Consider the following 13,417-nt stretch of genomic DNA (forward strand, 5'->3'; position numbering starts at 1 on the left):
TATCAGGAAGACCTATCCGCCATTCCTTTAGGCAACCGAACTATTTCATTAGCTGCAGCGCTACTTAGGCTAGCGGATATCGCGGGGCGAGACGCCATAGCGCTTGCGGAACGCGATGGAGAAATGTGCCGGGCTATATCCTACTCGGTAGGCCACCGCCGACACGTTCATCTCTTCATCGCACAGCATCCGATGCGCCTCGCGCAGCCGGTACTCCTGCAAGTAAGCAAAGACGCTGGTGCCGAACACCTTACGAAAGCCGACGGTCAGCTTGCGCGGATTCATACCCACGTGACTGGCCAGCGCATCCAGCGACGGCGGCTCCTGCAACGCCCCCACCAGCAGGTCGCGGGCCGCGCGGATACGCTCGACTTCGGAACAGGTGATACGCGGCCCATCGGCCGGCTGCGTCTCACCAGAGAGTAACTGAGCACTCAGCGCAGCCATTTCGAGCGCCTTGCCGCCCAGGTAAAGATCGCGGGTCGGTCCGCGCATCTGGCAAGTGCCGATCTGCGAGGCCAGCGCCTGCATCGCTCGCGGCGCCGGACAGCTCGTGATCCTCGGATCGCCGCCGGGACGTTGCGTCAGGTGCTCGGGGAACCAGCCGACATGGCTGCTCAATGCTTCGACACCGAGCTGGAGGATGGTGTAGCGCAACGGTTTGTCGGTGGCGTAGATCTGTGCCGAGCTGAAATCGCCATCGCTGGCGATGGTGCACAGGCTCGGCCCTTCGATGGTGTGCTCGGGCTGACCGGGAACCCGACAGCGCAGCCGGCCACTCTGTACCAGGATAAGCCGCAGCCCCCGTTCCAGCGGCTCCTCGAACCACTCCTCGCTGGACGACAGGAAGGTTCCGGACACCAGTTTGAGATTTGGGTCGAGGTGCGCGACACCGGCACGGTTGCCCGGCGCCACCAACGCGACACCGTCCGATCTTGGGGCAATGATGGTAATGGTCATCGGATTTTCCTGTAGCCCGAACGCTGCCGGCTTGGCAGCACCTTTCTGAATGGATAGGTAGCGTGACGCTTCTTGCGGCAACCACCGGCTCGATGTCCTCGCGGATTCAACGTCTCCAGCACCTGGCCACGTCACGCGGCACGGGAGCAAAAGCCCACCCAAAGGATATCTTAAGTTACTAAAAAATATAGATTTTTCTTAACTGTCGCGTTGCTCTTCAGCGCGTACGGCGATTGATTCTGTGCTTCCTTGGCGACCAACGGACACCGCTCCCCCCTTCAGTCGCTGTAGCGAATGAAAAAGTCCCGCCATCGAAAGACCAGCCCTTGTGCGTCACACGCGAATCGCCAATGATAATAAATCTCATTTACATGAAATGACAATCGACCGTCCTCTCGGAGATCGCATGCCGCTCGCGTCCACGCTTCCCCAGTCCATCGACGATGCGCCTGACTGGCCCGACAGCTTTATTCGCGGCTATATCGAGGCCGGCTACTGGCAGAACCTGAGCTTCGCCGAAGCCCTGGCCGCCAGTGCCGCCAGCCATCCACAGCGGATCGCCCTGTGCGACGCCGAACGACGCCTCAGCTACGCCGAGCTACTGATCCGCTGCCGCCGTCTGGCGTCCGGTCTGCGCCAGGTCGGGTTGGAGCGTGGCGATACGGTGGTTCTGCATCTGCCCAACAGCATCGAATTCGTCGAGACCTGCTTCGCCCTGTTCCAGCTTGGCGTACGTCCGGTCATGGCACTCCCCGCCCATCGCCAGCATGAAATCGGCGGCTTCTGCCGTTTCATCGGCGCCAGGGCCTACATTGGCGCCGAACGGATCGATGGTTTCGACCCACGGCCAATGGCCCGCGAACTGCTCGCCAGCGGCGCCTGCCAGATGGCGCTGATTCACGGCGAGGCCGAAACCCCGCTGCAACCGCTGGAGCCCCTTTACCAGGCACAAGCGCTGGAAGAGTGTGCCGCGCGTGCCGGGGATATCGCCTGTTTCCAGCTTTCCGGCGGTACTACCGGTACCCCCAAGCTGATACCCCGACGCCATCGAGAGTATCTCTACAACGTGCGGGCCAGCGCCAAGCTCTGTGGCTTCGACGAACACACGGTCTACCTCACCGCATTACCGATGGCACACAACTTCACCCTCTGTTGCCCAGGCGTGATCGGCACCTTGCTGGCCGGCGGTAGGGTGGTGGTCAGCCAGCGCAGCGATCCCGAGTCCTGCTTCGCGCTGATAGCCCATGAACGGGTCAGCCACACCGCACTGGTACCGCCACTGGCGATACTCTGGCTGGATGCTCAGGAAAGCCGCCGCGCCAATCTCTGCAGCCTGCGCCTGCTCCAGGTCGGCGGCTCGAAGCTGGGCAGCAACGCGGCACGGCTCGTCACCCCGCTGCTCGGTTGTCAGTTGCAGCAGGTGCTGGGGATGGCCGAGGGCCTGATCTGCTACACCCGCCTGGACGATCCGCCGGAGCGCGTACTGCATACCCAGGGGCGTCCGCTGTCACCGGACGACGAGGTGCGGGTGGTCGACGCCGAAGGCCGCGAGGTCGGCCCCGGCGAGGTTGGCGAACTGCAGGTACGCGGCCCCTACACCATCCGCGGCTACTACCGCCTGCCCGAGCACAATGCCATCACCTTCAGCGAAGACGGCTTCTACCGCACGGGCGACCGAGTCAGCCGTGACGTCGACGGCTATCTGGTGGTGGAGGGCCGTGACAAGGATCAGATCAACCGTGGCGGAGAGAAGATCGCAGCGGAGGAAGTGGAGAACCTGCTGATCGCCCATCCCCAGGTACACGATGCCGCCGTGGTGGCGATGCCCGACAGCCTCCTCGGCGAGCGCACTTGTGCCTTCGTCATCCCACGTCAGCCGGCACCTTCGACGCTGAAACTGAAGCAGTACCTGAACGGCTGCGGCCTGGCGGCATTCAAGGTGCCGGATCGCATCGAACTGATGTCGGCCTTCCCGCATACCGGCATCGGCAAGATCAGCAAGAAGGATCTGCGCGAGCACCTGCGCCGCGAGTTGGAGGAACGCTCATGAGCCCCCTCTGGATCCGCCCCTGGCGCCTGACGCCGATGCCGCGTCTGCGCCTGGCCTGCTTCCCCCACGCTGGCGGCAGCGCCAGCTTCTTTCGCAACTGGAGCGAACACCTGCCCGCCGACGTCGATCTGCTGGCCCTGCAATACCCAGGACGTGAGGATCGCTTCAACGAAGCACCCGCAACCCGGCTGGACGCACTTGCCGAAGGCGCGGCCAGTGCTCTGCAGGAATTCACTGACGCGCCTCTGGCGCTGTTCGGCCACAGCCTCGGCGCGGCACTGGCCTACGAGACGGCACTGCGCCTGGAAAGCGCTGGCGTAACACTACGCCACCTGTTCGTCTCTGCTCATCCGGCACCGCACCGACAACGCGGTGGTGCACTGCATGGTGGTGACGAAGCCGCGTTGCTGAAGGATATCCGCCGCCAGGGCGGAGCCAGCGAGCTGCTCGAGGATGCCGAGCTGCGCGCGCTGTTCCTGCCGATTCTGCGTGCCGACTACCAGGTGATCGAAACCTACCAACGCGCGCAACCCATCGCTCTGGACTGCCTTCTCGACGTCCTCCTGGGCGAGCGTGACGAGGAAGTCAGCAGCGCCGAGGCACGCGCATGGGAAGACAACAGCCGCCACCCAGTGAAGCTGAAACGCTTCCCCGGTGGCCACTTCTACCTGAGCGAGGAACGCGATGCGGTGATTGAACACCTGCTGCGCCGGCTCGCCACTAACGACTCCCCGTCCCGAGAGACTGCGTGATGCAACCAGCCGAAGAGTGCACCAGCCTGACCGACATTCGCCAGGCCATCGATAGGATCGACCGCGACATCATCCAGACCCTCGGCCGACGCATGGACTACGTCAAGGCAGCCTCATGCTTCAAGTCCAGCGAGGCCGAGATACCGGCCCCCGAACGCGTCGCCGCGATGCTACCGGAGCGCGCTCGCTGGGCGCTTGAGAGTGGCCTCGATGCCGCCTTCATCGAAAGCCTGTTCGTCCAGATCATCCACTGGTACATCGACCAGCAGATCGAATACTGGCGCCAGACGCGAGGCTCCGCATGAACCAAACAGTGTCATCGAGCCGACATACGGCGATTCTGCATGACGCGCTCGAGCGCGCGATCGACCAGGCTGAACAGCTAGCGCATCCGGTGCTGGCGGCAATCTCTTTCGAAATCGATCCGCTCGATCCACTCCAGGTTCTCAGCACTCAGGATGACAAGCGAACTCCCTACCTGTATTGGGAACAGAACGAGCTGACGTTCTTCGCCTGGGGCTGCGCCCTGGAACTCAACGGCCACGCTGAGCAGCGTTTCACTCAGGTCGAGGAAAACTGGCGCCTGCTCTGCACCGACGCGTTGGTCACCGGGCCGGTGGCGCCGCGTCTATGCGGTGGCTTCCGCTTCGATACCCGCGGCCAGCGCGAGGCGCACTGGCAGGGCTTTGCCGATGCCAGCCTGCTACTCGCCAGTCTCACGGTGCTACGCGAGGATGGGCAGCACTACCTGCTCTGCCAACATCTAGCCAAACCCGGTGAGAACGCGCTCGCCCTGGCCCATGACTATGGCTCCGCGCTGACGCGACTATATCGTCCTGCCGAGCGTCTAGCGCCGATGCCATATCACGGCGCGGACCAGGCGGATACCAAGGTGTCGGCGCGCCAGCAATGGGAAAGCAAAGTGGCCGAGGCCGTGCAGGACGTGCGCCGGGGGCGCTTCGTCAAGGTAGTTCTGGCACGCACTCAGGCCCAGCCACTCGGTCACGTCGCCCCTTGGCAGGTCATCGAGAAGCTACGCCAGCGACACGCCGACGCTCACCTGTTCGCCTGCCGCCGCGCGGATGCCTGCTTCATAGGCGCCTCGCCGGAGCGCTTGATCAAGGTCAGCGCGGGTGAGGTGCTTACCCATGCCTTGGCCGGCACGACTCGCCGTAGCGGCGATGACCAGGAGGACACCCGGCTCGGACTTGCCCTACTCGACAGTGCAAAGGATCGACACGAACATCAGCTGGTAGTTGAGGCGATCCGCACAGCGCTAGCACCACTCTGCGAAGGGCTGGAGATTTCCCCGGTCCCCATGCTGAAGCGCTTGGCACGCGTCCAGCACCTCGACACGCCCATCCGCGCTCGCCTCGCGGAAGGCAACGGCATCCTGCATCTGTTACAAGCACTACATCCGACACCCGCGGTGGGCGGCCATCCGCGCCGCGCCGCATTGGACTACATTCGCCAGCACGAGGGTATGGATCGCGGCTGGTACGCGGCGCCGCTGGGCTGGCTCGATGGCAAGGGCAGCGGAGATTTTATCGTCGCGCTGCGCTCAGCATTGCTAGTGCAGGGACGAGGATATTTATTCGCCGGTTGCGGTCTGGTGGAAGACTCGGAGCCGTCACATGAGTATCGGGAGACCTGCCTGAAACTGAGCGCCATGCAGGAGGCTCTGTCAGCCACCACCAGTCCGGCCGTCTAGGCATGGGTCATCCAAGGGCATGGATACCGTCCGGTCTCGCCTGGCGGGTCGTGCCCCCGTGGCAAACGTGGGCCGACGTCGATCGAGGGTATTCGAGTTCGGCTGGGCCATCGACCGCGTCGCGCCGCACCCGCGATCATGGCAGGATGCCAGGCATACCTCACGAGGAGCGCCCCATGACGTCTCGTCCCCTGCATCGCCACCACCACTGGGTCTTCGACATGGACGGGACGCTCACCGTCGGTGTGCACGACTTCCCGGCGATCCGCCGCGAGCTGGAGATTCCCGCGGGGGCGGATCTGCTCCACCATCTGGAGACACTGCCCGCGGCCGAGCGCGATGCCAAACACGCCTGGCTGCTGGAGCACGAGCGTGCGCTGGCACTCGCGGCCACCGCGGCGAGTGGCGCGGTCGAGCTGATTCTGACCCTGGCCCAGCGCGGCTGCCGGCTGGGCATCCTGACACGCAACGCCAAGGAGCTGGCGCATATCACGCTGGAGGCGATCGGCCTGGCGGACTGCTTCGCCCACGCTGACGTGCTCGGCCGCGACGAAGCCCCGCCCAAGCCCCACCCCGGCGGGCTGCAGCACTTCGCCAACCGCTGGGCGCAGGCGCCGGATGAGCTGGTGATGGTCGGCGACAGCTCCATGGACATGGCCTGCGGCCGTGCCGCGGGTACGACCACAGTGCTCGTCAACGCGCCCGACAACCCCTGCCCCGAAGCGGTGGACTGGCACTTTTCGGACTGCCAGGCGCTGCTGACACGGGTGACACCGGCTGACCGATAGCCAATCACGGCGCGCCACAGCCCGCGAGATATCACTCGCCGAGGAATCATTTGTCCCCGGCGTTGGTCATAGTCATGCCGATCTTAGGCTATAAACATTATGTTATAACGTCCATATCGTTACCCATCGTCACCCATTTTCACGAGTCACCGTCATGGATAGAAGGCGCTTCATCACCACGCTTCTGGCCACCTGTCTCCTCCCCAGTACCCGCGCGCTGGCCGCCAACCCGCTCACCCCCTTCACCCTGCAGGAAGACGACGACAGCGCCAGCTTCGTCATCGAGCTCGAGGGCAGCCACGAGCACAAGGTCTTCACCCTGGATAACCCGCCGCGGGTGGTCATCGATCTGCCGCAGGTATCGCGCATCGCACCGTCGAAGGCCCCGCGCCAGCACGCCGGTATCGTCAAGGATGTGCGCACCGGGCGTCACGGCGACGGCATTCGCATCGTGCTCGACCTGAAACGGCTCAAGCAGCCCAGGACCCAGGTGCGCCAGCTGGATGCCAAGCGCGCCCAGCTGATCGTCAGCATCAACGACCCCGACCCGCTGATGGCGGCAGTCACCGCCGAAGCCGAGTCCCACCGCCAGCCGCGCAAGGCGATCATCGAGATCGATGCAGGCCACGGCGGCAAGGATCCGGGCTGCGTCAGCGCCGACGACCACTACGAGAAGTATGTCGCCCTGGGCGTGGCCGACGCGCTCAAGACACGGCTCCACGCCGATGCGCGCTTCGAGCCCTCGCTGACCCGTGACAGCGATATCTTCATTCCGCTGCATCAGCGCGTGCTGATGGCCCGCGACCACCACGCCGATCTGTTCATCTCGATCCATGCCGATGCCGCGCCCACCCCGTCGGCGTCGGGGGCTTCGGTCTACATCCTCTCGGAGCACGGCGCCAGTTCGGCGATGGCACGCTGGCTGGCGGAGAGCCAGAATGCCGCCGACCGCTACGACTCGACCCGCGACAGCAACATCTATTCGGATGATCCCGACGTGCAGTCGGTGCTGATCGACCTGTCGATGCGCGGGACCGACGTCGCCAGCCAGAAGCTGGCCAAGACCACGCTCGGCCATCTCGGCGAGGTGACCCACCTGCATCAGCACCGGGTCAACAAGGCGGCGTTCGCGGTGCTCAAGTCGCCGGACATCCCCTCGATGCTGGTGGAGACCGGGTTCATGTCCAACCGCGCCGACTGCAAGCGCCTGCTGGTCAAGGCGCACCAGCAAGCGTTGGCCGAGGCACTGCACCAGAGCGTGGCTGACTTCTTCGAGACCAACCCGCTGCCGGCGTGAAGCGCTCGCCACGCCCAACCGCTGTCAGCGACGGCGTGGCCGCCCTAAGAGCTCATCCCCCCTCTGACGATGGGCGCCGGATAAGCCCATGTCGTCTAGCGGCTGTGAAAGGCGTTATAAGCTCTTGTTAAGCGAACCGGCGTAGAACGACAACCATCACCCGTTGCCAGGCGCCGACAGCGCCAGGCAACGGCTGACAAAAAGATGACCGTTTCGTTACCAATCCCTGCGCACCGGCCGCCGCCGCGGCGCTAGCATGGCGATCTGGTTTTTCCCGCACGACGCTCAAGGACGACGACGTACCGCTATCATGGAAGCGCTCAACCTTCGCCTGTTCGACTGGCTCAATGCCCCCGCCCACGCCTCGCGGCTGACGCTGGATCTGGCCTACGCGCTGGCCATCTACGCCATCTACCTGGTGCCGCTTTTGATGATCGTCGGCTGGCTGCAGCGCGACCCGGCCCGCCAGCGCCTGGCGCTGCGCGGCCTGGTGGCCTGCGTCGCCGCGCTCGGCGTCAACAGCGTGATCGGGCTGGCGTGGAGTCATCCGCGCCCGTTCATGCTGCCGGTGGGGCACACCTACCTGAGCCATGCTGCCGACAGCTCCTTCCCCAGCGATCACATGACGGTGATCACCGCCGCCGCGGTGACCCTGCTGCTGTCGCGGGAGCTGCGCCCGCTGGGGGTGATCTTCGCCGCCATCGGCCTGGGTATCGCCTGGTCGCGGGTCTATCTGGGGGTGCACTTCCCCCTGGACATGCTGGGGGCACTGCTCATCTCCGGCTCGGTGGCCCTGTTCGCCGCGCGCTGCGAGGCCTACTACATGCCTGCGCTGCACCGGCTGGCCCGGGGAATTCACCGGCGGCTGCTGGCGCCGTTGATCGACCGCGGCTGGATGCCGCGCTGAGCCAGGTGCCGTAAACACCACGGCCGGGCAGTGTGCCCGGCCGTGGTGTTTGGCATCGCTGCCAACGTTCTCGCCATCTTCAAGCCGTACTCGAGACCGCCGCCGGGCGCCGCCCGGCCAGACTCACCGCGATCAGCGTCAACGCCGCCAGCGGCATCGCCACCAGCACGCTGTTCCAGCCCATCGGCTTGCCCAGCGCGATCTCCCACACCAGCGTCATCCCGCCACCCACGAGCATCGCCGCCAGCGCCCCGGCCGGGGTCGCCCGCGGCCACAGCAGCGCGGCCAGGAACACCGGCGTGATCGCCGCGCCGTACATGCCGTAGGAGTACATCTGCATCGCCAGCACGCTGGGGAAGAAGGCGCCCAGCACCCAGGCCAGCAGGCCGAGCAGCACCACCGCCAGGCGGTTGAGCAGCAGCGCCTTGCCCGCCGGCACCTGGATCTTGAACAGCCCGCCGACGATGTCCTGGGTCAGGCTGGCCGAGGCCGAGAGCAGATACGAGTTGCCGGTGGTCAGCAGCAGCGCCACGATCGAGGCCAGCAGCAGGCCGCCGATCACACTGGGAACGCCCTGCTGGGCCAGCGTCATCATCGCGGTCGACGGCGTGATATCGGGATACATCACCCGCGTGGCGCACACCAGCAGCGTGATCAGTGATGTGCAGACGATGGAGGCCAGAACCAGGCCCAGCGCGGCCTTCTTGGCGGTCTGCGGGTCGCGCGCCGCGGCGAAGCGCTGGAACAGGTTCTGATCGCCCAGGATGAGCAGGAACAGCGGCAGGAAGTAGCTCAGTGCTTGCCACGGCGAGAGCCCGCCGAGCAGCGTCTGGTGGGTCGCCGGCAGCGCCTCCATCATGCCGTCGAGGCCACCCAGCCGGGTCAGCACCAGCGGCAGCGCGATCAGCATGCTGGCGAAGATGATCACCGCGCTCAGATAGTCGGTGTAGGCCACCGAGACCAGCCCGCCCATGGTCGCCAGGCCGATCATCACCAGCGCCGCGATCACCACGCCCTGCCACACCGGCAGGCCGAAGACGAGATTGAGCGCCTGCCCCGCGCCGGTGAACTGATACGACACGATACCGACGTAGGCGAGCAGGATGATCAGCGACGCGATCGAGCGCGCCACCGGGCCGAAGCGCGCCTCGATCAGCGCCGGGATGGTGGTGGCGCGTGAGCGGCGCATCTTGCGCGCCAGCAGGAAGTAGACCACCAGCGCGGCGATCGGCGTGCCGGCGAAGAAGAAGATCGCCGCCCCCGGGCCGTGCTGGAACACGAAGCTGGCGCCGCCGACGATCGAGCCGGAACCGACGAAGGTCGCCAGCAGCGTCGCGGTGAGCACCAGGGTCGAGAGCGAGCGTCCGGCGACGATGAAGTCGGTATCGTCGTGGACCTTGCGCCGTGAGAAGTAGAGCCCCACGACGACCATCAGCAGCAGATAGGCAATGACGAAGAGTGCATGCATGGTGCAGGCCTCCGATTGTGGTTGTTATGGATCGTGATTGTTATGGGTCGCGGTTGTTATCGACGGTGGTGGTTGTCCAGCGCGTGCCGGTCGCGGCCGTGGGTGACGCCCACGGCCGCCCCGGGCTCAACGGCTCAGGCGCTCCTTGATCACACGCCCGCCCTGCATGATCAGCGCCAGATGATCGCCCTGACCGGTCAGCAGACGCATATCCTCCAGCGGGTTGCCGTCGACCACGATCAGGTCGGCGTACGCCCCAGGCGCGATGCAGCCGACCTCCCCCTCCATGCGCAGCAGCTTGGCCGCGGTGGCGGTGGCGCTGCGGATCACCTCGTGGGGCGGCAGCACCTGGGCGCGGATCACGAACTCGTCGGACTGGTGCGGATGCATCTCGCCGAGCAGGTCGGTGCCGTAGGCCATCTCCAGGCCCGCCTCGCGCATGGTCACCAGACTCTCCAGCCCGGCCAGGCGCACGTCGTCGATCTTGGCCACCGACTCCGGCTTGAGCCCGTACTCGGCGCCCTCGAGCTTGAGCCGCTCATAGGTCACCAGGGTGGGACACGCCATGGCCCCGCGCTCGGCGGCAAAGCGCGCGGTCTCCGCGGTGATCAGATTGCAGTGCTCGAGCGAGCGCACCCCCGCTTCGACCGCGCGCCGGATCGCCTCGTCGGTATACAGGTGCGCGCTGACGTAGGTCTGGGCATTGCTCGCCTCCTCGACGATGGTCTCGAGTTCGGCGCGCGAGAAGCTGAGGAAATCGATCGGGTCGCTGGGCGAAGAGACGCCGCCGTTGGCCATCACCTTGATGAACTGGGCGCCGCCCTTGATCTCCTGACGCACCGCGCGACGCACCGCCTCGACGCCGTCGCAGATGCGCCCCATCGAGCCCAGCCGGCGGGTCTGGTACTGATCGTCACGCTCATCAAAGAAGCCGCGGTAGTCGTTGTGGCCGCCGGTCTGCGACAGCGCCTTGCCGCAGATCACCAGGCGCGGACCGACGAAGTAGCCCTCCGCCACCGCCTGCTGGATGGCGCGGTCGGCGCCGCCGACGTCGCGTACCGTGGTGAAGCCGCGCTCGAGCATGCCTTTCAGGATCGGCGTGGCGCGCGCCGCGACCAGCGCATCGGGCAGCAGCGCATTGGCGCCGAGATCGGCGGTGGTGGCGATCACGTGCACGTGGCAGTCGATCAGCCCCGGCATCAGGGTGCGCCCGCCGAGATCGATCACCTCGGCGTGCGGGGCATCGATCGCAGTCTCGGCGACCTGGACGATGCGGTCACCCTCGATCAGTACCTGGAGGCCGTCACGCGGTTCGGCGGCGCTGCCGTCGACCAGGCGGAAGTTCTTGAGCAGGCGGGCGGGGGGCGTGCGTTCGGTCATGATTGGGCTCTTGTGGGGACGGGAACGTCTCGAGCCTAATCAGCGCGGGAACGGCCTGAAAAGCGACAAAAACGCATGTCAGCATGCGGTCAGCGCATCGTTCAGCCCGCGCCGCGACCGCCCCCCGGGGCCGCGGCCAGCGGTTCGTTGGGCGCCATCTCCAGCAGCCAGCGCTTGAAGCAGCGGGTGGCGTAGTTCTCGCGGCGCTCCTCCGGGGTGATCAGGAAATAGCCGCCACCGTGGCTGGCCCAGTGGTCGGAGGCCCATACCAGGCGCCCGCGGCGGATCTGGCTGTCGATCACATGCCGCCAGCCGAGCACGATGCCCTGCTCCAGGCTCGCCATCTCCACCAGCGTCGGATAGTGGTTGCACACCAGGGTATTGGCCAGCGCCGGACTGGCCAGGCGGTGGTAGCGAAACCAGTCGTGCCAGGAGATCCACAGGCTCTGGGCATCCTCGAGCATCAGCAGCGTCTCGTGCTGCAGCTGGGCCGGGCTCAGGCGTTCGCCCTCGCCGAGGCCGTGACGCTCGCGGCAGGTGGCGAGATAGCCCGGCGCGCAGGCGGTATAGACCTGCTCGGGGATCACGAAGGTAGCGTCGAACCCCGGCAGCGCGGGGCTCTTCAGGTAGTAGAGCCCGATATCGAACTCGAACGAAGAGAGCGAAGTGACACCGTCGCGCACGATCAGGCGCAGCTTGATGTCAGGGTGGGTGCGCCGGAACAGGCTCAGCCGCGGCGCCATCCAGAACTGCGCCACGCCGGCAGTGCAGGCGAGCGTGAGTTCGTTCTCGCCAGTGCTCTTCATCACCTCGGCGGTGGCCTGGACACAGTCGTCGAGGATCGCCCGTACCTGCAGCGCATAGGCCTCGCCGGCCCGGGTCAGGGTCAGCCGCCGCTGCTCGCGCACGAACAGCTTGCGCCCCAGAAACTGCTCGAGATGGACCACCTGACGGCTCACCGCGCTCTGCGACAGATTGAGCTCGCCCGCGGCGCGGGTAAAGCTCATGTGGCGCACCGCCGACTCGAAGGCGACCAGCGAGTTGAGCGGCGGCAGAGGTGACATGCGCATGGGAAGCTCCCGAGAGGCAACGAAGAGCGTCAGGATACGTGATCCCGCCGCCGGGGTAGCGAGTCTCGATCGCAGATGAAGTCGATGAAGGCGCGCAACGGGGCCGGTACCAGGCGGCGACCCGAGTAGTAGAGATAGGGGCCGGGGAAGCGTAGCCACCAGGGCTCGAGAACCGCGACCAGCTCTCCGCTGGCAAGATACGGCTGGACCCACTGCTCGAAGATCATGACCAAACCGACGCCTTGCAACGCCGCCTCGACGCCAAGATCCACACCGCCGCCGATGCTGACCGTCAACGGGCCGGTGGGCTCGATGCGAATCGACTCCTCACCGCGCTCGAACTCCCAGGCCGGCCGGTTGCCGTTGGTGAAACGGCCACGGATACAGGCATGTTGCAGCAGCTCGCGGGGGTGCGCGGGGGTGCCATGACGCGCCAGGTAATCGGGCGAGGCGACCAGCGCAAAACGCTGCTCGCGCGGACCGATGGGCACGGCGATCATGTCCTGTTCGAGCAGTTCGTCGTAGCGGATGCCGGCATCGAAGCCCGCCGCCAGCGTATCCGTCGCGGCGCTGTCGGCGGTGACCTCCATGCGGATCTCCGGGTAGGCCTTGAGGAAATCGGGCAGGATCGATGGCAGGATCAGCCGCGCCGCACTAACCGGTACATTGAGACGTAGCGTGCCGGCGGGGCGATCCCGGAAGCCGTTGATCGCATCCAGCGCGTTTTCGACCTCCTCGACCGCTGGGGCCAGCCGCGAGACCAGGGCGGCGCCTGCCTCGGTCAGCGTCACCGCCCGCGTGGTGCGATGAAACAGCCGAATGCCAAGCGCCGTCTCGGCACGCCGCACCGCATCGCTCAGGCGCGACGCACTGGTTCCGCTGAGCCGCGCCGCTTCCCGAAACCCCTTGGCTCTGGCCACGGCCAGCACGAGCTGAAGATCACCGAGATCGGCGCTCACTGTGCATTTCTCCGCACAACTTGTATGGATTCACCACAATAGTCGCACACCCCTGATGCACCTACCATGAGGACA

General features: G+C 65.8%; 12 protein-coding genes. 7 read left to right on the top strand and 5 right to left on the bottom strand.

From position 1 onward, the window contains the following. Nucleotides 1-69 precede the first annotated feature (69 nt). Complete coding sequence (locus tag ABV408_RS17750; RefSeq protein WP_353980205.1) at nt 70-960, bottom strand: AraC family transcriptional regulator; 891 nt, start codon at nt 958-960, stop codon at nt 70-72. Nucleotides 961-1,366: 406 nt separating this feature from the next. Between ABV408_RS17750 and ABV408_RS17755 the strand changes: the two genes are divergently transcribed. From ABV408_RS17755 to ABV408_RS17785, 7 genes are all read left to right on the top strand, one after another. Continuing rightward, nucleotides 1,367-3,010: a (2,3-dihydroxybenzoyl)adenylate synthase gene (locus ABV408_RS17755; protein WP_353980206.1), complete on the top strand. Its 1,644-nt coding sequence runs from the start codon at nt 1,367-1,369 to the stop codon at nt 3,008-3,010. Next, nucleotides 3,007-3,762: a thioesterase II family protein gene (locus ABV408_RS17760; protein WP_353980207.1), complete on the top strand. Its 756-nt coding sequence runs from the start codon at nt 3,007-3,009 to the stop codon at nt 3,760-3,762. Before ABV408_RS17755 ends, ABV408_RS17760 begins: the two co-directional genes overlap by 4 nt. Beyond that, a complete protein-coding gene (locus tag ABV408_RS17765) occupies nt 3,762-4,067 on the top strand; it encodes an isochorismate lyase (RefSeq protein ID WP_353980208.1) in 306 nt (101 codons plus the stop codon). The genes ABV408_RS17760 and ABV408_RS17765 overlap by 1 nt, the downstream gene beginning before the upstream one ends. Continuing rightward, on the top strand, nt 4,064-5,473 hold the full coding sequence (locus ABV408_RS17770) for an isochorismate synthase (protein WP_353980209.1): 1,410 nt from the start codon (nt 4,064-4,066) through the stop codon (nt 5,471-5,473). Before ABV408_RS17765 ends, ABV408_RS17770 begins: the two co-directional genes overlap by 4 nt. 176 nt (nt 5,474-5,649) lie before the next feature. Then, nucleotides 5,650-6,261: an HAD family hydrolase gene (locus ABV408_RS17775; protein ID WP_353980210.1), complete on the top strand. Its 612-nt coding sequence runs from the start codon at nt 5,650-5,652 to the stop codon at nt 6,259-6,261. A 154-nt stretch (nt 6,262-6,415) separates the two neighbouring features. Next, nucleotides 6,416-7,558, top strand: coding sequence for an N-acetylmuramoyl-L-alanine amidase (locus ABV408_RS17780; protein WP_353980211.1), 1,143 nt, complete (start codon nt 6,416-6,418; stop codon nt 7,556-7,558). Between the two features lie 310 nt (nt 7,559-7,868). Next, the gene (locus ABV408_RS17785) at nt 7,869-8,465 is read left to right on the top strand and encodes a phosphatase PAP2 family protein (protein WP_353980212.1); all 597 of its coding nucleotides are present in this window, start codon (nt 7,869-7,871) and stop codon (nt 8,463-8,465) included. Nucleotides 8,466-8,544: 79 nt separating this feature from the next. Here the strand turns inward: ABV408_RS17785 and ABV408_RS17790 are convergent, their stop codons facing one another. From ABV408_RS17790 to ABV408_RS17805, 4 genes are all read right to left on the bottom strand, one after another. Continuing rightward, nucleotides 8,545-9,933, bottom strand: coding sequence for a sodium:solute symporter family protein (locus tag ABV408_RS17790; protein WP_353980213.1), 1,389 nt, complete (start codon nt 9,931-9,933; stop codon nt 8,545-8,547). A gap of 126 nt (nt 9,934-10,059) precedes the next feature. Next, a complete protein-coding gene (locus ABV408_RS17795; protein WP_353980214.1) occupies nt 10,060-11,313 on the bottom strand; it encodes an amidohydrolase family protein in 1,254 nt (417 codons plus the stop codon). Nucleotides 11,314-11,414: 101 nt separating this feature from the next. Next, a complete protein-coding gene (locus tag ABV408_RS17800; RefSeq protein ID WP_353980215.1) occupies nt 11,415-12,383 on the bottom strand; it encodes a LysR substrate-binding domain-containing protein in 969 nt (322 codons plus the stop codon). Between the two features lie 29 nt (nt 12,384-12,412). Then, entirely contained in the window at nt 12,413-13,342 is a 930-nt protein-coding gene (locus ABV408_RS17805) for a LysR family transcriptional regulator (protein ID WP_353980216.1), read from the bottom strand. Nucleotides 13,343-13,417 lie beyond the last annotated feature (75 nt).

This window comes from Salinicola endophyticus, assembly GCF_040536835.1.
Taxonomy (GTDB): Bacteria; Pseudomonadota; Gammaproteobacteria; order Pseudomonadales; family Halomonadaceae; genus Salinicola; species Salinicola endophyticus_A.